Source organism: Thermus sp. NMX2.A1 (genome assembly GCF_000511705.1).
GTDB classification, from domain to species: Bacteria; Deinococcota; Deinococci; order Deinococcales; family Thermaceae; genus Thermus; species Thermus scotoductus.
Map to the genome: position 1 here is coordinate 17,812 of NZ_ATNI01000116.1, position 23,020 is coordinate 40,831.

General features: G+C 63.8%; 21 protein-coding genes. 14 read left to right on the plus strand and 7 right to left on the minus strand.

Annotated features, from left to right (window positions below):
* Window positions 1–4 precede the first annotated feature (4 nt).
* The 3 genes from TNMX_RS11530 to TNMX_RS11540 form a co-directional block, all read right to left on the minus strand.
* The gene (locus TNMX_RS11530) at window positions 5–2,296 is read right to left on the minus strand and encodes a 3-hydroxyacyl-CoA dehydrogenase/enoyl-CoA hydratase family protein (protein ID WP_038032424.1); all 2,292 of its coding nucleotides are present in this window, start codon (window positions 2,294–2,296) and stop codon (window positions 5–7) included.
* A 122-nt stretch (window positions 2,297–2,418) separates the two neighbouring features.
* Window positions 2,419–5,355: a transcription-repair coupling factor gene (gene mfd, locus TNMX_RS11535; protein ID WP_038032426.1), complete on the minus strand. Its 2,937-nt coding sequence runs from the start codon at window positions 5,353–5,355 to the stop codon at window positions 2,419–2,421.
* A 54-nt stretch (window positions 5,356–5,409) separates the two neighbouring features.
* The gene (locus tag TNMX_RS11540) at window positions 5,410–6,255 is read right to left on the minus strand and encodes a DegV family protein (RefSeq protein ID WP_038032428.1); all 846 of its coding nucleotides are present in this window, start codon (window positions 6,253–6,255) and stop codon (window positions 5,410–5,412) included.
* A gap of 52 nt (window positions 6,256–6,307) precedes the next feature.
* Between TNMX_RS11540 and TNMX_RS11545 the strand changes: the two genes are divergently transcribed.
* The 4 genes from TNMX_RS11545 to TNMX_RS11560 are packed head-to-tail and all read left to right on the plus strand — an operon-like array spanning window position 6,308 to window position 10,217.
* Complete coding sequence (locus TNMX_RS11545) at window positions 6,308–6,889, plus strand: pyroglutamyl-peptidase I (protein WP_015717218.1); 582 nt, start codon at window positions 6,308–6,310, stop codon at window positions 6,887–6,889.
* Window positions 6,886–7,923, plus strand: a complete 1,038-nt coding sequence (locus TNMX_RS11550) for a glycosyltransferase family 4 protein (RefSeq protein ID WP_038032429.1) — start codon at window positions 6,886–6,888, stop codon at window positions 7,921–7,923. The genes TNMX_RS11545 and TNMX_RS11550 overlap by 4 nt, the downstream gene beginning before the upstream one ends.
* Complete coding sequence (locus TNMX_RS11555) at window positions 7,917–8,993, plus strand: glycosyltransferase family 4 protein (protein ID WP_038032431.1); 1,077 nt, start codon at window positions 7,917–7,919, stop codon at window positions 8,991–8,993. Before TNMX_RS11550 ends, TNMX_RS11555 begins: the two co-directional genes overlap by 7 nt.
* Window positions 8,994–9,005: 12 nt before the next feature.
* Complete coding sequence (locus TNMX_RS11560) at window positions 9,006–10,217, plus strand: glycosyltransferase family 4 protein (RefSeq protein WP_038032433.1); 1,212 nt, start codon at window positions 9,006–9,008, stop codon at window positions 10,215–10,217.
* Here TNMX_RS11560 and TNMX_RS11565 read toward each other — a convergent pair.
* Window positions 10,156–10,839, minus strand: a complete 684-nt coding sequence (locus tag TNMX_RS11565; RefSeq protein WP_038032434.1) for a glycosyltransferase family A protein — start codon at window positions 10,837–10,839, stop codon at window positions 10,156–10,158. The genes TNMX_RS11560 and TNMX_RS11565 overlap by 62 nt on opposite strands.
* A 14-nt stretch (window positions 10,840–10,853) precedes the next feature.
* Here TNMX_RS11565 and TNMX_RS11570 point away from each other — a divergent pair, with 14 nt between their 5' ends.
* Together TNMX_RS11570 and TNMX_RS11575 are read left to right on the plus strand one after the other, a co-directional pair.
* Window positions 10,854–12,020 carry an MFS transporter gene (locus tag TNMX_RS11570; RefSeq protein ID WP_038032436.1) on the plus strand — a complete coding sequence of 389 codons (1,167 nt, stop codon included), beginning with the start codon at window positions 10,854–10,856 and terminating at the stop codon, window positions 12,018–12,020.
* Complete coding sequence (locus tag TNMX_RS11575) at window positions 12,011–13,192, plus strand: polysaccharide deacetylase family protein (RefSeq protein WP_038032438.1); 1,182 nt, start codon at window positions 12,011–12,013, stop codon at window positions 13,190–13,192. The genes TNMX_RS11570 and TNMX_RS11575 overlap by 10 nt, the downstream gene beginning before the upstream one ends.
* Here TNMX_RS11575 and mnmD read toward each other — a convergent pair.
* Window positions 13,101–13,754, minus strand: a complete 654-nt coding sequence (mnmD, locus tag TNMX_RS11580; protein WP_038032439.1) for a tRNA (5-methylaminomethyl-2-thiouridine)(34)-methyltransferase MnmD — start codon at window positions 13,752–13,754, stop codon at window positions 13,101–13,103. The genes TNMX_RS11575 and mnmD overlap by 92 nt on opposite strands.
* An 18-nt stretch (window positions 13,755–13,772) precedes the next feature.
* Between mnmD and TNMX_RS11585 the strand changes: the two genes are divergently transcribed.
* Genes TNMX_RS11585 through TNMX_RS11615 form a run of 7 tightly spaced genes read left to right on the plus strand, consistent with a single transcriptional unit; the run spans window position 13,773 to window position 20,404 of the window.
* On the plus strand, window positions 13,773–14,516 hold the full coding sequence (locus TNMX_RS11585) for a DUF554 domain-containing protein (protein ID WP_038032441.1): 744 nt from the start codon (window positions 13,773–13,775) through the stop codon (window positions 14,514–14,516).
* A 26-nt stretch (window positions 14,517–14,542) separates the two neighbouring features.
* Window positions 14,543–14,812 (plus strand): Asp-tRNA(Asn)/Glu-tRNA(Gln) amidotransferase subunit GatC, encoded by a 270-nt coding sequence (gatC, locus tag TNMX_RS11590; protein WP_172640125.1) that lies wholly within the window; start codon window positions 14,543–14,545, stop codon window positions 14,810–14,812.
* A gap of 2 nt (window positions 14,813–14,814) precedes the next feature.
* Window positions 14,815–16,083, plus strand: a complete 1,269-nt coding sequence (gene serS / locus TNMX_RS11595; RefSeq protein WP_038032444.1) for a serine--tRNA ligase — start codon at window positions 14,815–14,817, stop codon at window positions 16,081–16,083.
* The gene (menC, locus tag TNMX_RS11600; RefSeq protein ID WP_038032446.1) at window positions 16,074–17,183 is read left to right on the plus strand and encodes an o-succinylbenzoate synthase; all 1,110 of its coding nucleotides are present in this window, start codon (window positions 16,074–16,076) and stop codon (window positions 17,181–17,183) included. The genes serS and menC overlap by 10 nt, the downstream gene beginning before the upstream one ends.
* Complete coding sequence (locus TNMX_RS11605; RefSeq protein ID WP_038032448.1) at window positions 17,156–17,938, plus strand: GNAT family N-acetyltransferase; 783 nt, start codon at window positions 17,156–17,158, stop codon at window positions 17,936–17,938. The genes menC and TNMX_RS11605 overlap by 28 nt, the downstream gene beginning before the upstream one ends.
* Window positions 17,919–19,028 carry an amidohydrolase family protein gene (locus TNMX_RS11610; RefSeq protein ID WP_038032450.1) on the plus strand — a complete coding sequence of 370 codons (1,110 nt, stop codon included), beginning with the start codon at window positions 17,919–17,921 and terminating at the stop codon, window positions 19,026–19,028. The genes TNMX_RS11605 and TNMX_RS11610 overlap by 20 nt, the downstream gene beginning before the upstream one ends.
* A complete protein-coding gene (locus TNMX_RS11615; RefSeq protein ID WP_038032451.1) occupies window positions 19,028–20,404 on the plus strand; it encodes a chloride channel protein in 1,377 nt (458 codons plus the stop codon). Before TNMX_RS11610 ends, TNMX_RS11615 begins: the two co-directional genes overlap by 1 nt.
* Here the strand turns inward: TNMX_RS11615 and TNMX_RS11620 are convergent.
* A complete protein-coding gene (locus tag TNMX_RS11620) occupies window positions 20,292–20,945 on the minus strand; it encodes a PIG-L deacetylase family protein (protein WP_038032453.1) in 654 nt (217 codons plus the stop codon). The two genes, TNMX_RS11615 and TNMX_RS11620, sit on opposite strands and share 113 nt — an antisense overlap.
* 68 nt (window positions 20,946–21,013) lie before the next feature.
* On the opposite strand from TNMX_RS11620, the gene aroH reads away from it, so the two are divergent.
* Complete coding sequence (aroH, locus tag TNMX_RS11625) at window positions 21,014–21,382, plus strand: chorismate mutase (protein ID WP_015717231.1); 369 nt, start codon at window positions 21,014–21,016, stop codon at window positions 21,380–21,382.
* Between the two features lie 32 nt (window positions 21,383–21,414).
* Here the strand turns inward: aroH and TNMX_RS11630 are convergent, their stop codons facing one another.
* A complete protein-coding gene (locus TNMX_RS11630; protein WP_038032454.1) occupies window positions 21,415–23,007 on the minus strand; it encodes an aldehyde dehydrogenase family protein in 1,593 nt (530 codons plus the stop codon).
* Window positions 23,008–23,020: the final 13 nt, after the last annotated feature.

The following is a 23,020-nucleotide window of genomic DNA, read 5'->3' on the forward strand; positions in this document are numbered from 1 at the left end:
CTCTTTAGTTCCTAAGGGGCTTGCCCGTCTTCAAGGTGTAGGCGATCCGCTCCTGGGTCTTCCGGGTGCCGAGAAGCTTCAAGAAGGCCTCCCGTTCCAGATCCAGAAGGTCCCACTCGGAAACCTCCCGCGCCGGGCCTTCCCCACCCGTGAGCACCTGGGCGATCTCCAGGCCGATTCGCATGTCGTGGTCCGTGATCTCCCCTGCCTCCCGGAAGGCCCAGACCGCATAGCGCAGGTTACCCAGGGCCTCGCTACCCAGGACGCGGATCCTGGGGGGAAGGGGCGGGCGGTAGTCCGGGGCCAGCTCCAGAACCCGCCGCTTGGCGTCAGCGATGAGGAAATCCCGGTTCATGCTGATCCGGTCCCGGTCCCTCAAGAAGCCCATCTTGCGGGCCTCGAGGGCACTGGTGGAGGTCTTGGCCAAGGCGATGAGGTTGAAGGCCCTCTTCACCGCTTCAAAGGGATCCGCCTCCTCGTAGGGCTCGAGCTCCTGGGTAAACCGGAGGAGCACTTCCTTGGTGCCCCCCCCAGCGGGCAAAAGCCCCACGCCAGCCTCCACCAAGCCCATATAAAGCTCGGCGTGAGCCTGAACGCTATCCGCATGCAAGGTAAACTCCGCCCCACCTCCCAGGGTCAGGCCGAAGGGAGCCACCACCACCGGGAAGGGGCTATAGCGCAAGGACATGGAAGCCTTCTGGAACTGCCGCACCGCCAGGGAAAGCTCGTCCCAGTCCCCTTCCTGGGCCAGGGAGAGGATCAAGGCCAGGTTGGCCCCGGCGGAGAAGGCCCTCGGGTCATCGTTGCCGATGACCAGGCCCACATAGCCCTTTTCCTCCACATACTCCAGGCTCTTCTGGAGCATGCGGATCACACCCTCCCCGATGGCGTTCATCTTGGTGCGGAACTCCAAAAGGGCCACCCCATCCCCGAGGTCCAGCAGGGCCGCCTCCTTGCCCTCCAGCAGGGTCTTGCCCTCGGACTTGAGGGCTTTCAGGGAAATAACCCCTTCCCGTTTGGGCAAGGGGTGGTAGGCCCCGTCAAAGCCCAGGTAGGTGCCGTTTCGGTAGAAGGCCCCCTGGGCCTTGCCCAAAAGCTCGGGCTTGGGAAGGCCGTGCTCTGCGAAAAGGGCCTCGAGGCGCCCGTGGCCCAGGGCATCCATGTTCTTGAAGGGCCCTTCCTCCCAGCCGAAGCCCCACTCCAGGGCCTGGTCCACGGAAACCAGGTCGTAGGCGATCTCGGAAGCCTTCTCCAAGGTGTAGTGGGCGGTGCGGGCGAAAAGCTCCCTGAGGAAAGCCCCGTACTTGCCGGGAAGCTCCACCACCTTCGGAAGCCTTTCCGCCAGGGGCAGGTCCCGAAGGGCCTTAAGCTCCGGGAGGTCCACCTTGGCCCGGGGCACGTACTCCAGGGTGCGGTAATCCAGGGTGTAGATCTCCCCGTTTACCCGTTTGTAAAACCCCGCACCCGTCTTCTCCCCAAGCCGGCCTTCCGCCACCAGGCGCAGAACCCACTCCGGCAGGGCGAAGTCCTCCCCGGTAGCCTGGGCCAGCTCCTCGGTAACCAGCTTCAGCACATCCAACCCCGTGAGGTCGGCGGTGCGGAAGGTGGCGGAGTTGGGGCGGCCCAGTAGGGGCCCCGTGAGGGCATCCACCTCGTCAATGCTGAGGCCGTGCTTTTCCATGAGGCGCACCGCCTGAACCATGCCGTAAACCCCAAGCCGGTTGGCGATGAAGCCCGGGGAGTCCTTGGCCAGGACCGTGCCCTTGCCCAGGATGCGCTCGCCGAAGCGCCGGATTTCCCTTAAGACCTCCGGGTCGGTTTCAGGGGTGGGGATCAGCTCCAAGAGGTGCAGGTAGCGGGGTGGGTTGAAGAAGTGGGTGCCCAAAAAGCGGCGGCGAAAGGCCTCCGATCGGCCTTCCAAAAGCACCCGCATGGGGATTCCGCTGGTGTTGGAGCTGATGATGGCCGTGGGTTTTAGGATGGCCTCGAGTCGCTCGTAAAGGGCCCGCTTGGGCTCGGGCTTCTCAATGATGGCCTCCACCACCCAGTCGCAGTCCGCCAGCTTCCCCAGGTCGTCCTCGGTGTTGCCGATTTCCACATAGCGGGCCAGATCAGGGTCCATGAAGGCTGCGGGCTTGGCCTTCAAGGCCCTCTCCAGGCCCCTTTTGGCCAGCTCGTTGCGGTCCTCCCTGCCCGGGATGTCCAAAAGGACCACCGGGATCCCGGCGCTTACCACCAAAGCGGCAATCCCGCTCCCCATGGTTCCCGCGCCCACCACGCCTACCTTCTTGATCATGGCCACCTCCTTATACTGAGTCAAAGTTTACGGCAGCAGAGAGGGCTTGTCAAACCGGACGTTTGACACTCAAGCCTTCAACCCCCTCTAAGGCTCAAGCTTTTTAACCTGATCCCGAACCCCTAGTTATCGGCGAAGAGGTACAGGGCCTGGAGCAAAGCCTCGGGGTAGTCCCGGGGCTTCAAGCCCTTTTTCTCCAGGCGAAAGCCGGGAGGATACTGGGTAAGCTCCACCCGGAAGGGCAGTTGCCTCAAAGCCTTGGCGTCATAATCCAGGGGCCAGCGGGGAAAGATGACCTGGAGGTAGGTAAGGTCCTCCGTGATGGAGACCACCCCTTTCCGCTCCGCCACCAGGCGGAGCCGGGCAAGGGCCAAGAAGTTTTCCGCCTCCTCGGGAAGGGGGCCATACCGGTCCTTGAGCTCCCTGGCGATGCGAGAAACCTCCGCCAGGCTCCTGGCCTCGGCCAGGCGGCCGTAGTAGCGGCTACGGCCCTCGAGGCTCGGCACGTACTCCGCAGGAAGCCGGGCGGAAACTCCCAGGTCCAGGGTAACGTGCCTTCTCTCCTCCTTGGCCTCCCCCTTGAGCTTGCGAATGGCCTCCTCCAGAAGCTCGCTGTAGACCTCGAGGGATAGGGCCCGGATGTGCCCGTGTTGCTCAGGGCCCAGGAGATTCCCCACGCCGCGGATCTCCATGTCCTTCTCCGCCAGGAGATGGCCGCTTCCCAGGTCGGAAAGATCAGCGATGGCGCTGAGGCGCTTTTCCGCCGCCTCGCTGAGCCGGGGAGGATGGAAGAGGTAGGCGTAGGCCTCCTGCTCCCGCCGCCCCACCCGGCCCCGGAGCTGGTACAAGGTGGCGAGGCCCAGACGGTCAGCCCGCTCGATGAGGATGGTGTTGGCCTCGCCCACGTCCAGGCCCGACTCGATGATGGTGGTGGCCAAAAGGACATCGTAAGCTCCCTCGGCAAAGAGGAGCATGGTCTCCTCCACCAGGCCCTCAGGCATCTGGCCGTGGACCACCCCGATCCGGGCTTCGGGCACCAGGTTTTCCAGGTAGCGCCTTCTCGCCTCAATGGAGGCCACCCGGTCGTGCACATAAAACACCTTGCCTCCCCTTTCCAGCTCAAAGAGGATGGCCTCCCGAACCAGAAGGGGATCAAAGGGAGCCAGGAAGGTGCGAATGGGCTTCCGGCCCGGGGGTGGGGTTTTGATGCTGGATAGGTCCTTCAGGCCCACCAGGGCGGAATAAAGGGTACGGGGGATGGGCGTGGCGGAGAGGTAAAGGGTATCCACTTCAGCCTTCAGCTCCCGGATCCGCTCCTTCTGCGCCACCCCGAAGCGGTGCTCCTCGTCCACAATCAAAAGCCCGAGATCCTTAAAGCGCACGTCGGGCTGGAGAAGACGGTGGGTGCCGATGACGATGTCCAGGGTGCCCTTTTCCAAGCCCTCCAGGATGGACTTCTCCTCTTTCTCGGGGGTAAAGCGGGAAAGCACCCCGATGCGCACGGGAAGCCCGGCAAACCGTTCCCGGAAGGTCTTGCCATGCTGCTCCGCCAAAAGGGTGGTGGGCACCAAAAAGGCCACCTGGGCCCCGTGCCCCACCACCCGGTGGGCAGCCCGGAGGGCAATCTCCGTCTTGCCAAAGCCCACGTCCCCGGAGATGAGTCGGTCCATGGGGAAAGGAGCCTCGAGGTCCCGCAGAACCTCCTCCAGGGCCTGTTTTTGGTCCGGAGTGAGCTCGTAGGGGAAGCCCCTCTCGATAAGGGGATCCCACTCCGGCAAGGGAGGAAAGGCCCGGCCCGGGGTAGCCTTCCGCTTGGCCTGAAGGATGAGAAGCCGTGCCGCCAGCTCCTCCACATCCTTCCTGGCCTTCTCCTTAAGCCGCTGCCACTCCCCTTTGCCCAGGGAAGAAAGTTCCGGAGGGTCATCTGTGGTGCCGGGATGGCGCCTGAGAAGGGGCAGCTGCTCCACCGGAAGGTAAAGCTTCCCCTCCCCCTTGTAGCGGAGGACCAGGTAGTCCCGCCTAACCCCCAGGACCTCCCGGGTTTCCAAGCCCAGGTACTGGCCCACGCCGTGGTCGGGGTGGATGAGGAAATCCCCAGGGGAGAGAGCCCCGGGGTCGGTAAGCCCCTCCCCGACCCGCAACCTGGCCCGCACCGCACCGGTGGCAAAGACCAAGGCCTCGGTGAGGAAAACCTCCTCCCCCCACTCCGCCCCTCCCTCGAAGGCTCCCCTGAAAAGGGAAAGCTGGCCTTTGGGACCCGGAAACCGCTCGGGTACCTGGGGACGGAAGGGGGCAAGCCGCCTTTTCAGGTAGTCCAGGGTGCGCTCGTGGGCCACGAAGAGGCTAACCCGCCTCCCCTCCCCAAGCCAGCGGGCAAGGTCCTTTTCCAGGGATTTAAGGCTTCCCCTGTACGGGGGAAGCGGTCTCACCCCCAGGTCCAAGGGAGGAAGCTCCACCCCGCTCCCCAGGGCCACCACCTGACGCCCCCTTAAAAGGGACCAGACCTCCTTGGGGGCCAGGGCTGGGGTGTCCAGGTACACGGGGCCAGGAAAGTGGAGGAGTTTTCTGGAGGTAAAGGCTTCGGCCTTGCCCGGCTTGGGTAGAAGGATGTGCCGCCTGCGTTCCTCTCCCTCCACCAAAAGCCTCTCTAGCTCTTCCCCAAAGAACTCCAGCCGCACCCCGCCAAGCTCCAGCACCTCCCCCAGCACCCGGTAATCCTCATCCCGGGCGTACCCCATGCGCAGGAGGCGGTCCAGGAGCTCCCTTCGAGGATAGCTTCGGCCCACCTCCAAAACGAGCCGCCAGGCGGAGGGGTCCTCAGGAAAGGGAGCGAGGGCCTCCTCGTAACTCATCACGAAGAGGGCCCGCTCCTCCCAGGCCTCGAGGCCAGGGTTCACGTAAACCGGCACGCCAAAGGCTAGGAGGTCCCGGTAGCGCCTCAAGCGCTCCTCTGGGACCAGAAGGAGGGCCGGGGGCTTCTCCCGGGCAAAAATCAAGGCCGCCACCACCTGGGGCAGGGCCAGGCGGTGACCGTAATACCGTTCCAGGGCGATCTCCATGGGCAAGAAGCATCCACCCCCTCTGACCCGGAAGCCGGAGGGGGCACCCTTGGCCTATTCTATCGAGTAAGCATGGATGGCTATGGCCCCAAGACCCACGTTGGCGGCGATGGTGGCTCCGCTTCGCGTGATGCGCCCCCTTTCCAGGCGCAAAGCGCCCTCCAAGCTCTTCTTTAAGCCTTCAATCCACTCGCTTTTGGCATCGGTGTGGGCAATGGTGATGCGGGCCGGTTTTCCTTGAAGCTCCTCGAGGACCAGCCGGGCAAGAACCTCGGGCACCGCACCCTCCCTGGCCACCTTGAAAAACCGGATATGCCCCTTCTCTATGCGCAAAATGGGGCGAAGGCCCAGAAGGTTACCCACCACCTCGCCGAACCGCGGAAGCCGGCCGTTCCGGGCCAAGTGGGATAAATCGGCCACGCTGAAGTACAGGCTGGAATGCTTTAGCCTCTCCCACTCCCGCACCACAGCCTCCTCCTCCGCTCCCTTCCTCAGCATCTCCACCGCCCTCAGCACCATGGCCCCAAGCCCAGCGGATACCATGCCCGAGTCCACCACCCGGATGCGGGTGGGAGCCACCTTCAAAGCTGCTTCCCGGGCCCTGTCCACGGTTTTGGAGAGCTCCCCGGAAACATGCAGGGAAAGAACGCGGTCATAAATCTGGAGGTAGCGCTCGTAAACCTCGGCAAAGTCCTCCACCCCTGGAGGCTCGGTCACGGGCTCGGCCCCTGCCCGTATGGCCTGATAGAGGGCATCCGGGGTAAGCTCCTGCCAGTCCTTGTACCTCCTGCCCCCCAGGTGGACGTAGATGGGCACCAGGCCCACCGCCTCCTCTTCTAGGAACCGCGGGGACAGGTCCGCTGCGGCATCCGTCACCAGACCCAGTTCCACGTACCCCATCTTATACCGGGTAAAAGAAGACCTCAGCTATAATGGCGACGGAGTTTAGCTCATGATCCTGGTCACCGGTTTCGAACCCTTTGGCGGTCTTAAACACAATCCCTCGGCCACCCTTCTAGAGCGATTACCCCAAGGGGTGGGTGACCATCCCCTCCACAAGGCCATCCTTCCCGTGGACTCCGCTGCACTTCCGGGGGTCCTGAGGAAGCTTCACGCACTGAAGCCTAAGGTGGTTCTCCATCTAGGCCTGGCGGAAGGAAGACCCCTCCTCAGCCTGGAGCGTCTGGCGATAAACCTCTTGGACTTCGAGCGCCCCGACAACCGGGGCATCCGATGGGAGGATACGCCGGTGGTACCTGGGGGACCCCTAGCCCTCGAGGCCCGCTTTCCCTTAAAAGAATCCCTCCGCCGACTTCGGGAAGCCGGGATACCCGCCAAACAAAGCCTCTCCGCAGGAAGCTATCTCTGTAACCAAGCCTTCTATTTGTCGCTTTTCCACCTGCCCCCCGAAGTTCCCGTAGGCTTCGTCCACCTTCCCCCTGATGAAACCCTTGCCCTGGAACGGGGTGGGGCCTACCTTCCCCTGGCGGAACAGGTAAGGGCAGTCACGCTTCTTCTGGACACCCTATTATGAGGATTCTCTTTCTCACCGACGCCAAGACCGTGGGGGGAAGCGAGATCTACCTCAAGGAGATGCTTCCCCGGCTTCGCCAGCTCGGCCTCGAGGCCGAGGCCGCCTTGCCCCTGGCAGAGGGCAACGCATGGATCCGCCAGGCTTTAGAAGCAAGGGGGGTACCTGTGCACGCCTACCGATCCTTCGAGGACCTCCCTTTGGGATATGACCGCGTGGTAGCCTCTGCCTGGTACCCCCAAAGCTACAAGAAGTTCTTCGCGAGATATACCCGCTTAACCCTCCTGATCCACGATCAGATCGAGATCTTTTATCCGCTCGGTCTCCGCTACGCATACCGATTGGGCTACCGCCTTCTCCAAGTTCCCAACCTAACCCGGGCCGAGGCCGTGATCACCGTCTCCCGCTGGGCAGCCCGGTGGTTGAAAGAAGTTCACGGGATTAGGAACGTCTATGCCGTTCCCAACGGGGTGGATACGGAACACTTCCGCCCCCCAGGACCCGGGGAAAAGGAAGCGCTCAGGAAACGCTATGGCCTCCAGAGGTTTTCCGTAATCGTACCCGCGCGAATGAGCCTGGAAAAGAACCATCTCGCTGTACTTCTCACCGCCAAGCTGTTACCTGAGGCCGATTTTTTGCTCGTGGGTACGGGAGAGCTAATGGGGCTTTGGCAAAAAACTGCTTGGTTCCTTAATCTAAAGAACGTGCACTTCCTCGGACGACGCACGGACATGCCAGAGCTGTACCGAGCGGTGGACGCCATGCTCCTCCCCACCCTAGGGGAGAACCAGAGCCTGGCCACCCTCGAGGCCATGGCTTCCGCTCTGCCCACGGTAAGCACACCTATCCCTGCACAACAAGAGCTGATCGTCAGGGGGCAAACAGGCCTGCTCACACCCCCGTGGCCCTCAGCTCTAGCCCGGGCCCTGCAAAATCTGCCCCTCCACCTTGGAAAGCAAGCGCGAGCCCACGTTCTTGCTCATCACACCCTGGAAAAAAGTGCGCACACCTTGGCCTCCGTTTTAGCGATATGCTGAGAGCTGCGTTCATAACCGATGCTCCTAGGATAGCTGGTAGCGAAATATGGCTTCTCGAAACGCTGCCAAAACTCCCGCAGCAAAGGATCAGCCCAGCCGTCTTTCTTCCTTCCTCGTCGGGGTTGGCTAGGCTTAAGGAACTTCTGGAAGCAAGGGGAGTCCCCACTCACACATACCCAAGCCATAACGCTCTCGTTTACCTCACTGAGAACTATGATGTCCGCATCCTCCAGGCGTGGTACCCAAAGACATATCTCCTTTTAAAGAAGCTCCCCTCTCCTAAGGCCGTGTTCCTACACGACCAGCTGGAATACCACTACCCGTTCGGAATTAAACGGCTATACCAACTCATCTACGGTGCCACCAAAGCATCTAAGCTTAAGGACGCCGATGCGGTGTTGGTAGGTACCCACTGGGCTGCCCATTATCTCCGCCGCCACTTTGGCCTAGAAACCCAAGTGGTGGCCGTGGGCGTAGACCCCGACCGTTTCCGCCCCCCCTCTCCAGAAGAGCGGCAAGCCCTTCGGTCCCTTTACCAATTCTCCCGCTTCACCCTTCTGACACCTGCCAGATTCACCCTGGAAAAGAATCACCTAGCCGTCCTTCTAACCGCGCGCCTCACGCCGGATGCCGATTTCGTCTTGGTGGGAGAAGGTTCCTGGTCCAAGGGCCTACGCTCCCTGGCCCGGGTTTTGAATTTGTCCAACGTAAGGTTCCTGGGAAGAAGGGAAGACATCGCAGAGCTCTACCGAGCAGCGGACGCAGTGCTTTTCCCTACGCTTGCGGATAATCCAGGGCTGGTCATCTTGGAAGGTATGGCGTCCGGCTTACCCGTTATCACCAGTCCCTTCCCTCCTCAACAGGAAGTTATTTCACCCAGGGAAGGGTTGCTTGTGCCTCCCCATCCCAGGAACCTGAGCCAGACTGTCCGCTGGCTGATGCAAAATCCCCAAAAAGCGCGTGAGCTAGGCGAAAAAGGCCGCCAGCGTATCCTTTCCGAAAGGAGCGTGGACGTTGGAGCGCTTATGTTGGCAGATGTGCTCCGCGCCCTATCCAAGGTCCCGTTGTAAAATCGTGGGCGCATGCGCCTCTACCGCGTAGGCCTCTTCACCGATGTCTACTTCCCCAACCCCAACGGGGTAACCACCAGCGTTTACCTCCTCCTTAGGGAGCTTAGGCGCATGGGGCACGAGGCCTGGGTGGTGGCACCCCACCATCCCGAGGCCCCTGAGCGCGAAGAAGGCGTGGTCCGGGTTCCTTCCGTGCCCTATCCCTTTTACGAGGGACAGCAGATTGCCCTGCCCTCCTCCCGTCATTTGCCCACGGAGTTTGAGGTCATTCATACCCACACCCCCCTAACCCTGGGCGTGTGGGGCCTCAGGATCGCGCGCAATAAAGAGCTCCCCCACGTATCCACCTTCCACACCCATTACGAAAAGTACGCCCACTACGTGCCAGGTCTCGCCGTCTTAGACAAATACACAGGAATCATTCCCAGGCTTGCCAAGGCTTTTTACAACCGGGTGGAGGTGGTCATCGCCCCCACCGAACCGGTAAAGCGGCTGGCAGAGGGCTACGGCATCCAAAGGCCCATACGGGTTATTCCCACGGGTATTGACAACCGTATCCTGGAAGAAGCACCCCTTCCCTCACCCTCCCCCTGGCCCGAGGGAAAAAGGCGCCTCATCACCGTGGGCCGGCTGGGTAAGGAAAAGTCCTTTGACGTGGTCCTCAAGGCGGTGGCCGAGATGGCCCGGGAAGAGGATGTCTTCTTGGTTCACATAGGCGAGGGGCCGGAACTGGAAAACCTGAAGCGCTTGGCAGCCCACCTGGGCATACAGGACCGGGTGCGCTTCTTGGGCACGGTGCCCTACCGGTACATCGGGGGCTACTACCGGATGGCGGAGCTCTTCCTCTTCGCCAGCGAAACGGAAACCCAGGGGCTGGTGATCTGGGAGGCCCAGGCCATGGGGGTGCCGGTGGTGGCCGTGGGGGCAGAAGGGGTACTGGAGGGGGTAGTGGACGGCCAGACCGGGTACCTGGTGGCTCCAAAGGACTTCCAAGCCCTGGCAGCCAGGGCCTTGGAACTTCTGAAAGACGAGGAGAAGCGCCGACGCTTCAGCCTCGAGGCCCGGGCCTGGGCCATGGAACGCTCTGCGGAGCGGATCGCCGAAAAAATCGTGGCCGTGTATGACGAAGCCAACGAGATTCTTCGGGTGGAACCCCGAAGGCTTATCTTCCCCTTTCCCCGTCTTCCCCGAAGTAGCCTCGAGGATCACCCAGGAGGTTTTTAACCTGCTGGGCCAAAAACCTCACCCACCCGCCCTTTAACCTCCTGGGCGAGGTGAGGACCAACGCCTCGGGCACATAACGCACCTTTCCCACCCGCTTAAGCCTCCACCCTAAAAGCACGTCCTCCCGGGCCTCCACCTCGGGAAATCCTCCCACTTCCAAGGCGGCTTCCCGCAAAAACATCATGTTGGCCCCGGCCAGGTTGGGTTTCCCCAAGAAGGCCATGAGGTTCAGGAAAGCCCGGTAGCCCCACTCGGAAACAAAAGCCGTCCAGGGAGAAACCCCATAGAACCGCAAGGGACCGTAGAGGGCCACCGCCCCTTCCCCATGCCGGGCTAGGGTCTGAAGCCAGGTGGGAAGGGGGATGGAGTCGGCATCGGTCATGGCCACCCACTCCCCACGGGCGGCCAGAAGCCCCGCCTGGCGGGCGTAGGCTACCCCCTTCCGGGGGCAATACACCACCCGCACGCCAAATCCCTCCGCCACCTCCCGGGTGCGGTCGGTGGAGGCATTGTCCACCACGATCACCTCAAAAGGCGGCAGCGTCTGCGCCAAAACCGCCTGCAAGGCCTTGGGCAAAAAAGCCTCCTCGTTGTGGGCGGGAATCACCACGCTGATGCGCACGGGTATACTTTAGCGTGTTTCGCTATCTGCCATGGGCCAGGGAGGGACTTTTTGTATTCCTGCGCCTGGTCCTAGCTGTAGGCCTCATGGAGGGGGTACGAAGCGGCTATTTCGCAGGTCTTCTCCCCTTCTACGCTCCCGAGCACCTGGGGCTCGGCCCAGCGGCCTTCACTCTGGCCTTTACCTTTCACCAACTCTCGGAAAACCTCTCCAAAACCTTTGGCGGCCTCCTGGCGGAAAGGGTGGGGTTCGGGAAAACGGTAAGCCTGGCTGCCTTTGCCGGCTTCCTTACCCTCCTCCTCACCCCCATGGCCCACGCCGCTTGGCTCCTATGGGTCCTGGCCGTACTTTGGGGGCTTAGCATGTCCACCCTATACCCTGGACTCATGACCCTGGCGAGCCGCATTGCCGTGCCCGGGCGAGAAGCACGGGCCCTATCCTTTACCCTCACCCTGGTGATGCCCTGGGTGGGCATCGGCCTGGTGGGGGTGGGGCAGGTGGCCCAAAAAGAACCCGAGGCCGCCCTCACCTTGCTCCTTGCCGCCCAGGGTGTCACCCTCCTCCTTGCCCTAAGCCTCTTCCCCTTTCGCATCCCCATTCCCCAAAAGGCACGGGAACCCTATCCCCTTAAGCGGCTTCTCTTTTTCCTGCCTGCAGGGTTCGGTCAGACCTTCGCTCCCGCCTTGGTTTCCCTCTTCATCCTCCGCTACGCCAAGGAGGAGCTGGCCCTCGAGCCCATTGCCCTGGGAGGGCTTCTCCTTTTGGGGGGAGGCCTGGCCTTCGGCCTTTTGCCCTTCACCGGCCGGCAAGTGGACCGGAGGGGCTACCGCTTCGCCCTGGTGAGCGGGCTTCTCCTTTTGGCCCTGGTGATGGCCCGCCTGGCCTTTACCCCTAGCCCGGGCGAACTGGCCCTGCTGGCTGCCTTGGGCGGCCTGGGCTTCAGCCTGTTCCTGCCCGGGTGGAATGGCTTCCTGGCTAGGAACCTGCCCGAGGAAAACCGGGCAGCCATATGGGGAGGGCTGATGACCGTGGAAGGGCTGGGGGTGGCCTTGGGACCTGCGGTGGGAGGTCTTTTATGGGAAACCTTGGGCATAAAGGCACCCTTTCTCGCAGGTAGCGCCACCTTTTTGCTTCTCAGCCTCTTTTACACGGTTCTTTTCTGGAGGATGCGGTGGAACTGATCCTGGGCTTGATCCTCCTACTCTATGGGCTTTCCGACCTCCTCTTTCGCTTTCTGGGCCTCGGAGCCTATGCCCACGCCTCGAGGCGCACCCCCAAGGTGGCCCTGACCTTCGACGACGGCCCCTCGGAGAGGACGGAAGCCCTCTTGGAGCTTTTGCGCCAGCACGGGGTCAAGGCCACCTTCTTCCTGACCGGGGAACGGGCCAAGGCCCGGCCGGACCTGGTGGAGGCCATCAAGCGCGAAGGCCACCAGGTGGAGGACCACGGGGAGTGGCACCAGGCCTGGAGGCTTTTCCTGCCCTGGGTGGAGTGGGAGCACATGCGCCGGAACCCCGGGCGCTACTACCGGCCTCCCCATGGACTCCACACCCCTTTTACCCGCCTCTTTGCCCGCCTCCTGGGCAAGCGCATCGCCCTGTGGGACCTGGAAAGCAAGGACTGGCTGGACCTTCCCCCTGAGGCCCTGGCGGAAAGGCTTCTTTACTACCTGCGCCCAGGGTCCATCGTCCTCCTCCACGATGGGCCGGAGCGCACCCTCAGGCTCCTGGAGCGGGTGGTTCCCGAGATGCTACGGCTGGGATACCAACCCGTCACCCTGGACGGCCTCGCCCCCTTACCCCTCACCCCGAGGCTCGCCCTTATCCGGGGGCTCCAGGGATTTGAGGAACGGTACAACGCCAAGCATCGGGTGGCCCGGGCGGGATACGGTCCCTTCGACCTCTTCCGGGTGGAGAAGAAGCCTTTTCCCGGACCCGATCTACCCGGGCTACCCCGGGTCACCCCCGCCTTGGAGCTCCATCTGGAAAGCCAGCGGAGCATGGAACTCTCCCCCCTCGAGGCCATCCGATACGTGCGAGAAAGCCTCAAGAAGGTGGCGGAACGGGTGGCTCAAGACCCCGAGGTGCGTTTGGTCTACGGCTACAGCTACCTGGCCCAGGGGGCCAGGCTCTTTGGCTTCCACACCCATCCCCTTCCCCCTTGGCCCCGTCTCGTGGCCACCCTGAGCAGCGCCTGGTTCCTTTGGCTGTACCGGGGGGAGCTGCCCAAGCCCGACCGCTCCTGGGCCGAGCTGGCCTACCTCAGCCGGGAGGAGGTTTTAAGGCGATTCCCACCGTCCACTCCCGCTTCCCCACCCCAGGCACCCGGTGAAGGGCAAACCCCGCCTCCTTGAGGGCCCGGCGGAAAACCCCTTGAGCGGAGTAGGTGGCAAGCCTTCCCCCACGCCGCAAAGCCCGGTGAAGCCCCTTTAGAACAGGCAAGGACCAAGGCCCCGGGTTCACCCGAGGGCTGAAGGGATCCAGGTAAACCGCCGTGGCCCAGTCCTGGGGAAGCTCCAAAGCCTCCACCTCCCCAAAGAGGATGCGAAGCTCGCCCCAAGGCCCAAGGAAGCAGGCATTGGGCCAGCCCTTAAGGATTTCCGCAAACACCTCCTCCGCCCTGGGAAGAGGGAGGCGCACCCGCGCGAGCACCTCCCAGGGTAGCGGCTCCCGTTCGACGGCCCAATAGCGAAGGTACACCCCCCGACCCAAAGTGCTTTCCAGGGTCACGCGGAAGTTCACCAAAAGCCCCAGGCCCACCTCGAGGACCCTGGGAGCGGGATGCAGATGGGTGAGGCTCTTCTCCAGGTAAAGCCGCCTGGCCTGGAGTAAGGCTCCCTGCCGGGGATGGTAGGCCTCCCCGTACCCTGGGTGGAAGAGGGTGGGGGTTCCATCCTGGGTGAGGATAAGCTTCACTCCCGTAGAATAGCCCCCATGGAGCTCAGCCTTCTGGACAAGCTCTCGGGAACCCTGGCCAACGCCGCCACCGTGACCCTGGGCACAGGGCTTGGCCTCATGCTTCGGGGCCGGCTTCCCGAGCGCATGGCCCGCATCATGGTGCAGGGGGTGGGGCTCACCACCCTCTTTATCGGGTTCTCCATGGCCAGCGCCCTGGGGAAAGCCAGGGGTGGGGCCATAGACGGGGTGGTCCTGGGGCTCATCGCCCTGGTGCTGGGAGGGCTACTTGGGGAGTGGTGGCGGATTGAGGAGGCCCTCGAGGGGATAGGGGAGAAGATCAAGCGGGCTGTGAGGGGCGGGGGAAGCTTCACCGAGGGCTTCGTGGCCGCAAGCCTTCTCTTTTGCGTGGGCCCCATGACCCTTCTCGGCTCCATCCAAAACGGCCTCACCGGGGATCCCAGTATCCTTCTTCTTAAGGCCACCCTGGACGGCCTTTCCGCCATCGCCCTCACCAGCTCTTTCGGCGTGGGTGTTGGGTTTGGCGTACTGGTCATCCTCGGCTACCAAGGGGGTATCGCCCTTCTGGCCGGTACCCTGAGCCAGGTTCTCCCCGACCCCGCCCAGGACCCCCGGGTCCTCCTGGTGACCGGGGTGGGAGGGCTTATGGTCCTGGGGGTGGGGATCAACCTCCTGGGCCTCACCAAGGTGCGGGTGGGCTCTTTCTTGCCCGCCCTCCTCCTGGCCCCCTTGGTCTGGGCTTTGGCCAACTGGCTTTCGTAGGGCTTCCCGAGGGTAAAATGCGGGGCATGGAGCTATCCCCGGAGCTTCTGCGCAAGCTGGAAAGCCTTGCCAAAATCCGGCTTTCCCCCGAGGAGGAAGCCTTGCTGCTATCGGATCTCAAGCGGATCCTGGAGTTCGTGGACGCCCTTCCCCAGGTGGGGGAAGCCTGGGAGGAGGAAGCCCAAGGCCGCCTCAGGGAGGATGAGCCCCTTCCTTCCCTTTCCCAGGAAGAAGCCCTAAGAGTAGCCCCCGAGGCTGAAGAGGGGTTTTTCCGGGTGCCTAAGGTGCTGGAGTAGCCATGGTGGACCTCAAGCATCTCCGCCGCAACCCCGAGGTCTATCGGGAAGCCATCCGCCTGAAGGGGGTAGCCCTGGATCTGGATGCCCTTCTGGCCCTGGACGCCGAGGTACAGGGCTTAAAGGCCCGGCTCCAGGAGCTTCAGACCGAGCGCAACCGCATCGCCAAGGAGGTCCCCAAGGCACCCCCTGAGGCGAGGCCCGACCTGGTGGCCCGCGGCAAGGCCCTGGCGGAGGAGGCCAAGAGGGTGGAGGAAGCCCTGCGGGAGAAGGAAGCCCAGCTCTGGGAACTTCTCCTTAAGGTACCCCTTCCCCCCTGGCCAGGGGCTCCGGTGGGCCCTGACGACTCCGCCAACGTGGAGATCAAGCGAGTGGGAGCCCCACCGGAGTTTTCCTTCCCCCTCCTGGACCACGTGAGCCTCCTGGAGAAAAACGGTTGGTGGGAACCCAGGATCAGCCAGGTTTCGGGAAGCCGCACCTATGCCTTGAGGGGGGACTTGGCCCTTTATGAGCTGGCCCTCATCCGCTTCGCCATGGACTTCATGGTGCGAAAGGGCTACACTCCCTTGACCCTTCCCTCCTACGCCAGGGAGAAGGCCTTCATCGGCACCGGGCACTTCCCGGCCGCCAGGGACCAGGTCTGGCCCATCGCCGGCACCGACCTCTACCTCACGGGCACCGCGGAGGTGGTCTTAAACGCCCTTCATAGCGGGGAGATTTTGCAGCAGGAAGAGCTTCCCAAGCGGTACGCCGGCTACGCTCCCGCCTTCCGCTCGGAAGCGGGCAGCTTCGGCAAGGACGTGCGGGGCCTCATGCGGGTGCACCAGTTCCACAAGGTGGAGCAGTACGTGCTCACCGAGGCGAGCCTCGAGGCCTCGGACCAAGCCTTCCAGGAGCTTTTGCAAAACGCCGAGGAGATCCTCGGCCTCCTGGAGCTTCCCTACCGCCTACTGGAGGTTTCCACGGGGGACATGGGTCCGGGGAAGTGGCGGCAGGTGGACCTGGAGGTCTGGGTCCCCTCGGAGGGGCGGTACCGGGAAACCCACTCCTGCTCGGCCCTTCTGGACTGGCAGGCCCGGAGGGCAGACCTCCGCTACCGGGACAAGGAGGGCAGGGTGCAGTACGCCTACACCCTGAACAACACGGCTTTGGCCACCCCCAGGATCCTGGTGATGCTTTTGGAAAACCATCAGCTTCCCGATGGACGGGTGAGGGTACCCGAGGCCCTTGTTCCTTACCTGGGCAAGGAGGTGCTGGAGCCATGCGTCTAGAAGCTGCAGAGCTTAGGATCCTGGAGCTACCCCTGAAGTTCCGGTTTGAAACCAGCTTCGGGGTGCAGACCAAGCGAACCATCCTCCTCCTGAGGCTTTTCGGAGAGGGCCTCGAGGGCCTAGGGGAAGGGGTGATGGAGAAGCTCCCCCTCTACCGGGAGGAGACCGTGGCCAGCGCCCGCTACCTCCTGGAGGAGGTCTTCCTGCCCCAGGCTCTGGGAAAGGACTTTCCCAACCCTGAGGCCCTAAGCCAGGCCCTCGCCCCTTTCCGGGGAAACCCCATGGCCAAGGCGGTCCTGGAGATGGCCTTCTGGGACCTCTTTGCCAAGGGCCTGGGGAAGCCTCTTTGGCAGGTCTTGGGCGGGGTACGGCAGGCGGTGGAGGTAGGCGTCTCCCTGGGCATCCAGCCCACAGTGGCGGACACCCTGAAGGCAGTGGAACGGCACCTTTCCGAGGGGTACCGGCGCATCAAGCTCAAGATCAAGCCGGGCTGGGACTACGAGGTGCTGAAAGCCGTGCGCCAGGCCTTCCCGGAAGCCACCCTAACCGCCGACGCCAACAGCGCCTACCGCCTCTCCGACTTTCCCCGGCTGAAACGGCTGGACGAGCTCTTCCTGGATTACATCGAGCAACCCCTGGGCTACGATGACCTCCTGGACCACGCCCGGCTTCAACGGGAGATCGCCACCCCCATCTGCCTGGACGAAAGCCTCACCTCCGCGGAAAAGGCGAGAAAGGCCATGGAGCTCATGTCAGGAAAGGTGTTCAACATCAAGCCGGCCCGGCTTGGGGGCCATGGGGAAAGCCTCAAGGTCCACGCCCTGGCCCAAAGCGCTGGGATTCCCCTTTGGATGGGAGGAATGCTGGAGGCTGGGGTGGGCCGGGCCCACAACCTCCACCTGGCCACCCTGCCCGCCTTCACCAAGCCCGGGGACGTGAGCTCGGCCAGCCGCTACTGGGAGGAGGACATCGTGGAGGAGGCCCTCGAGGCGGAGGAGGGCCTTATGCCCGTGCCCGAGGGTCCAGGTATCGGCGTGCACCTGAAGCTTCCCTTGGTGGAGCGGATCACCCTATGGCAGAGGTACATGTCCGCGAGCTAAAGGGCCCTGAGGAGATGGAGGCCGTGGTGGAGCTCCAGCGGGAGGTCTGGGGCCGTGCGGAAAGCGATCTGGTGCCAAGGGGCCTTCTCATTGCGGTTCAGGATGAAGGGGGCCTGGTGGCGGGAGCCTTCGTGGAAGGGCGGATGGTGGGCTTCGTCTTTGGCTTCCCCACCCAAGACCCCACCCTGCAGCACTCCCACATGCTGGGGGTTCTGGAAGCCTACCGGGGCACGGGGGCCGCGCTTTGGCTAAAGCGCTTCCAGCGGGACTGGTGCCTGGCCCGGGGGATAAAGAAGGTGGTCTGGACCTTCGACCCCTTACGGGGGGTAAACGCCAACTTCAACCTGAGGAAGCTTGGGGCCACCGCCAAAACCTACCTTCCCGACCACTACGGCCCCATGACGGGCATCAACGCCGGGGCCCCCTCGGACCGGCTTCTGGCGGAGTGGGAGCTCCTTTCGGAAAGGGTCTACGCCCGCATCTACACCCCGCCGCCTGAACCCCTGCTGGAGGGGTTGCCCCAGACCAACCGGGTGGAGGCGGAAAAGCCCGTGGAGGCCTTCTTGGACCTCGAGGGCCCCCGTCTCCTTTTCCAAATCCCCGAGGACTGGGGAAGGATCCTGCGGGAAGACCCAGCCCTGGCGCTGGTGTGGCGGGAACATAGCCGCCTGGTCCTAGGCCACTACTTCGCCCAGGGCTACCGGGCCGTGGACTTCGCCCGAAACCCCAACCGCTATGTTCTGGCTAAGGACTGAGCTCTGGACCGCCGAGGTGGTCTACACGGGTTTCGGCACCCCCATGCTCCGGGGGGCCATAGCGGTCCAGGGACCCACCGTGGTGGGCCAGGGAAGCCTGGAGGAGCTTCGGGCGCGCTTCCCCCAGGCGGAAGTGGTCCCCAAGGGAAAGGCCCTCTTCCCACCCCCCGTGAACGCCCACACCCACCTGGATCTTTCCCTACACCCCCTTTACCGGGGTCCCTTTTCCGGCTTCATCCCCCATGTGGTGGCCCATAGGGAAAAGCGGGGCCTCGAGGCGGCAAAGCAGGGCCTGGAGGAACTCCTGCGCTCCGGGGCAGGGGCCTTCGCCGACGTGGTGTTCAAGGATGAGGTCATGGAGTTCCTGCTTCGGGAAAGCCCCCTGCCGGGGGTGGCCTTCTACGAGGTCTTCGCCCCGGATCCCGAGGACGCCGAGGAAGTGTTCCAGCAGGTCCAGGCTAAGGTCAAGGCCTGGCGGCGCCTGGAAGGACGGGTGAGGGTGGGGCTTTCCCCCCATGCCCCCTACTCGGTGAGCGCACCGCTGTTGCGGCGGCTCGCCCAGTACGCCAGGGCCGAGGGCCTTCCCCTCATGATCCACGCAGGGGAAAGCCAGGAAGAAGCAGCCTTCCTGCAAAAAGGAGAGGGGTTTTTAACCCAGATCCACGGACGCTTCAGCCGAACCCCCTTTGAACCCCCGGGCCTAACCCCTATCCGCTACCTTCAGGCCCTTGGCGCCTTGGGCCCCAACACCCTTTTGGTCCACGGGGTGCAGGTGGACGAGGAAGAGATGAGGATGCTAGCGGATTCCGGCACCAAGGTCATCCTCTGCCCCCGGTCCAACGCTTACCTGCAGGTGGGGGAGGCTCCCATCCACCTCTACGCCCGCCATGGGGTGGAGCTGGCCCTGGGCACGGACTCCCGGGCCAGCAGCCCAGACCTGGACGTGAAAAACGAGGCCCTTTTCCTCTGGGAGAAGGTGGATCCCCGGGTTCTCATTCGGGCCCTGACCCGGGGAGGGTACCGGGCCCTGAGCCTTCCCACCCCCCGCCTGACCCGGGGAAGCCCCGCCAGTCTGGTACACTCCCTCTGATGCGCCCCTTGGGCCGCGGCCCCCAGCTCGGCTTCCCCTCCCTCTGGGACCAGGAGGTCCGGCATACGGGACCTCTCATCCTCTATAGCGCCTTCACCGGAGCCTTGGCCGGGCTCCTCCTGGCCTTTCTGAACGCCTTGCTTAGAGCCTTGACCGAGGCCTTGGGCCTTTTCTTCGGGTACCTGGCCCCCGAACCCCCCGGGGAAGGAGGCCTGGCCCAGGCCTTCACCGGACCATCCCTCTGGCCCCTTGCCTTCCTCCTGCCCCTCCTCTTCGCCCTCACCAGCTTCCTGGGAACCGGCCAGGGGCTTGCCGCCTTTCTTCTCCAGGCCCGGGAGGACCGGCCGACCCCTCCTTCCTCCCACCTGCGGGCCGTGTTGGGAGGGATACTCCAGCTTTCCCTCTACTCCCCCATGGGGCGCGAGGGTCCCTTTGGGGTGCTGGGGCTTTGGCTGGGCCGGGGGCTGGACCGGCGCTTTCCTCGACTGGGCGGGGGGCTGGCCTTTGCCGGGCTCGCCGCCGGGCTTGGAGCCAGCCTGCACGCTCCCGTGGCCGGAGCCCTCCTCGCCACGGAGATTCTTTACCGGAGCCTGCTCCTCGAGGCCCGGGCCCTTACCCCAGCCTTGATCGGGGCCTTGGCGGGTTTTGCCGTCTACGGGGCCTTCTACGGCTACACTCCCCTTCTAACCTTCCAGGCCCAGGTGGATATGGGTGCCCTCCCTGCCGGCGCCCTGGTAGGGCTGGTGGCCGCTGCCCTGGCCACCCTTTGGGTGGAAGGCTCCCGCTTTCTGGAAGGCCGCATCCGCCCTCTTCCCTACCCCTGGCGCCATGCCCTTTTGGGCCTGGCCTTGGCCCTGGCCCTCCTCGTTCTGCCCGAAGCCTTGGGGAGTGGCCTGGGCTGGGTAGCCGTGGCCACCACTCCCCTTCTGCCCCCCCTAGCCGTGCTGTCCCTCCTTTTCGCCAAGCTCCTCCTTCTCCTCCTGGCCAGCGGGATAAGGGCCTACGGGGGCCCCTACACCCCTGCCCTGGTCCTGGGAGGGCTCTTGGGAGCTTTCCTGGCCCATCTGCCGGGCCCGCTGGCCCTTCCTCCTGAAACCCTGGCCCTGGCCGGGGGCGTGGCGGTGCTGGCGGGGGTAGCCCGCGCTCCCTTCGCGGCCACCGTTCTGGCAGCGGAGTGGGGCGGGTACGCCACCTTGCCCCTGGTCCTTCCCGCAGTGCTCTTAGCTTACGTGCTCACCCCTGCCTACAATCCCGCGGAAGGCGTTAGGGAAGAGCAGGCCACGCCGGAGGGGAGTCCGTCTGAAACGCCTCCGCAAAGGGAACCCCCGCCTCCCGACCCCGAAGGCGCCGGCGGGCGCGAAACTCCTCCAGGGTAAAGGGCCAGCGGTAGAACTCCTGGTAAAAGGCAAACACCGCTTCAGCCACCTCTTGGGTGGCGGTGGTATCCACGTAGAGCCACGGTCTCACAAGCTCCTTCCTGGGATAGTGGTAAAGCCGTACCGGCTTCCGGTGCGCTTCCCCCACGAGTTTGGGTATGCGGCAAAACTTTAAGGCGGAAAGGACCGCCTGATGGGTGGCCCGGTGGTCAGGGTGGACGTCCAGGGGATCCCAGGTGATCACGGCATCCGGCCGAAACTCGGCCATCAACCGAGCCAAGGCCAGGGCTTCCTCCCTGCCCCCGGTGAGAAAGGTATCACGAAAGGGTAGAAAACGGTACTCGGCCCCGATCAACCGGGCCACATGGGCCCCATGCCCCTCCCGTATCTCGGCCACCCTGTCCTCTTCCAGCTCCCCGAACTGGCTCGCCAACTCCCCCTTGGTCATCCAGACCAAAAGCACCCGGTCCCCCCGCCGGCCGTGGAGGGCCAGGGTGCCTGAAGCCCCGATCTCGTCATCGGGATGGGCGAACACCGCCATCAGATTCACAACTCCCAGTCTACCCATCTTGTGCCAAAGGCCTAAACCCCTTAGCATGGAGCCCAACTATGGTCCGGGGCATCAGGGGTGCCATCACCGTGGAGGAGGATACGCCGGAGGCCATCCATCAAGCCACGCGGGAGCTTCTCCTTAAGATGCTGGAGGCAAACGGCATCCAAAGCCATGAGGAGCTGGCAGCCATCATCTTCACGGTTACGGAGGACCTACATTCGGCCTTCCCCGCCGAGGCTGCCCGCCAGATAGGCATGCACCGGGTTCCCCTGCTGTCCGCCCGGGAGGTGCCGGTGCCGGGAAGCCTGCCCCGGGTGATCCGGGTCCTAGCCCTTTGGAACACCGACACCCCTCAGGACCAGGTACGCCACGTGTACCTTAGGGATGCGGTGCGCCTGAGGCCCGACCTGGAAAGCGCCCAGTAACGCTACCCCTCTTGAGCGGAAAGGGGTACAGGCTAGAAACCGAGGACCTCGGCCCAGGGGGTAGGGGCCTTGGGGCTCACGTAGCCGGTATCCATCTGGGCCAGCTGGAGGCGGCCCGAGTACTCCTCGTTCACCGCATGCCAGTAGGTGTACTCCTCTATGACCCAAATCCCGGATTCCCGGGCCCCATTGCCGCTGGCTTTTACCCCGCCGAAGGGCAGGTGGGCCTCGGCGCCCACGGTGGTGTTGTTGATGCTGGTCATCCCCGCCCGGATGCCCACCTTGAAGAGGTAGGCCCAGTGGCGGTGGTTGGTGTAAATGGCGCTGGATAGGCCGTAGGGCGTGGCGTTGGCCACCTCGAGGGCCTCCTCGATGCCGTCCACCTTAACCAGGTTGATGGTGGGGCCGAAGATCTCCTCGGCGAACTGGCGCATGCCGGGCTTGGCCTCCCACACCGTGGGCCAGCCGTAGAGCCCAGTTTCCGGGTCCCCCAGGAACCGGGGATAAGGGTTCTCCCGCGTAATCCGCCCCTTGCCAAAGAGCAAGGTAGCCCCATCCTCCTGCCCCCAGGTGTAGTGTTCCAGCCAGCGCTGGAACAGGCGCTCGTTGATGAAGGGGCCGTAGGTGACCTCGGGGTGGAGAAGAGGGTTTCCCACCACCGTGGCCTCGGTCCTTTCCAGGAAGCGCTTCTTGAACTCCTCGTAGATGGGGGCATCCACCAGGATGTTCCCCGCCGAGGTGCACCGCTGCCCCCCGGTGGCGAAGGCACTCCACCAGGCCCCTTCCACCGCCAAATCCAGATCGGCATCCCGCATCACCACCAGGGGGTTCTTTCCCCCAAGCTCCAGGGTGGGCCGGATCAGGTTCCGCCCCGCCACCTCCCCGATCCAGCGCCCCACCTTGGTGCTGCCGGTGAAGGCGAACTTGTTGAGGAGACCCTCGTCCATGAGTTCCACCAGCCACTGGCCCGTGGAGTCCTTCCCCCCTCCAAAGACCACGTTGATGACCCCGGGAGGGAGGCCCGCCTCCTCAAAGAGCTTGACGAAGATATAGGAAAGAACCGGGGAGTCATCGGAAGGCTTCCAGACCACGGTGTTGCCCGCAAGGACCGCAGGGATCAGCTTCCAGCTGGGCACGGCGATGGGGAAGTTCCCGGCGGTGATCATCCCCACCACCCCCAAAGGCCTGCGGAAGGTGAAGAGCTCCTTGTTCCGCATCTCGCTGGGCACGGTCTGGCCGTAAAGCCTCCGGCCCTCGGAGGCAAAGAAGATGGCGGTGTCTATGGCCTCCTGGACATCTCCCCCCGCCTCCTTGAAGGTCTTCCCCACCTCCCTGACCATCAGCCGGGTCAGGGTGGGCTTCTCCCGTTCCAGGATCTTGGCCAGGTTGAAAAGCACCTGCCCCCGCACGGGCGCCGGGGTCTGGCTCCACTCCTTAAAGGCTTCCCGCGCCTTTAAGGCGGCTTTCCTCAGGGTTTCCTTGGTGCCCTCGGGGAAACGGGCCACCAGGTCCTCGAGGTCCGAGGGATTCCGCCTCTCGAGGACCTTCCCTTCAAAGACCTCCTCCCCCCCGATGAGGTGACCGAACTCCAGGGTGTTCCCGTACTTGCTGGAAAAAGCCTTCATGACAACCTCCAAG

Coding starts and splice junctions, on each gene's coding strand:
- TNMX_RS11530 (WP_038032424.1), bottom strand. CDS start 2,296: ATGATCAAGAAGGTAGGCGTGGTGGGCGCGGGAACCATGGGGAGCGGG.
- mfd (WP_038032426.1), bottom strand. CDS start 5,355: ATGGAGATCGCCCTGGAACGGTATTACGGTCACCGCCTGGCCCTGCCC.
- TNMX_RS11540 (WP_038032428.1), bottom strand. CDS start 6,255: ATGGGGTACGTGGAACTGGGTCTGGTGACGGATGCCGCAGCGGACCTG.
- TNMX_RS11545 (WP_015717218.1), top strand. CDS start 6,308: ATGATCCTGGTCACCGGTTTCGAACCCTTTGGCGGTCTTAAACACAAT.
- TNMX_RS11550 (WP_038032429.1), top strand. CDS start 6,886: ATGAGGATTCTCTTTCTCACCGACGCCAAGACCGTGGGGGGAAGCGAG.
- TNMX_RS11555 (WP_038032431.1), top strand. CDS start 7,917: ATGCTGAGAGCTGCGTTCATAACCGATGCTCCTAGGATAGCTGGTAGC.
- TNMX_RS11560 (WP_038032433.1), top strand. CDS start 9,006: ATGCGCCTCTACCGCGTAGGCCTCTTCACCGATGTCTACTTCCCCAAC.
- TNMX_RS11585 (WP_038032441.1), top strand. CDS start 13,773: ATGGAGCTCAGCCTTCTGGACAAGCTCTCGGGAACCCTGGCCAACGCC.
- gatC (WP_172640125.1), top strand. CDS start 14,543: ATGGAGCTATCCCCGGAGCTTCTGCGCAAGCTGGAAAGCCTTGCCAAA.
- serS (WP_038032444.1), top strand. CDS start 14,815: ATGGTGGACCTCAAGCATCTCCGCCGCAACCCCGAGGTCTATCGGGAA.
- menC (WP_038032446.1), top strand. CDS start 16,074: ATGCGTCTAGAAGCTGCAGAGCTTAGGATCCTGGAGCTACCCCTGAAG.
- TNMX_RS11605 (WP_038032448.1), top strand. CDS start 17,156: ATGGCAGAGGTACATGTCCGCGAGCTAAAGGGCCCTGAGGAGATGGAG.
- TNMX_RS11610 (WP_038032450.1), top strand. CDS start 17,919: ATGTTCTGGCTAAGGACTGAGCTCTGGACCGCCGAGGTGGTCTACACG.
- TNMX_RS11615 (WP_038032451.1), top strand. CDS start 19,028: ATGCGCCCCTTGGGCCGCGGCCCCCAGCTCGGCTTCCCCTCCCTCTGG.
- TNMX_RS11620 (WP_038032453.1), bottom strand. CDS start 20,945: ATGGCGGTGTTCGCCCATCCCGATGACGAGATCGGGGCTTCAGGCACC.
- aroH (WP_015717231.1), top strand. CDS start 21,014: ATGGTCCGGGGCATCAGGGGTGCCATCACCGTGGAGGAGGATACGCCG.
- TNMX_RS11630 (WP_038032454.1), bottom strand. CDS start 23,007: ATGAAGGCTTTTTCCAGCAAGTACGGGAACACCCTGGAGTTCGGTCAC.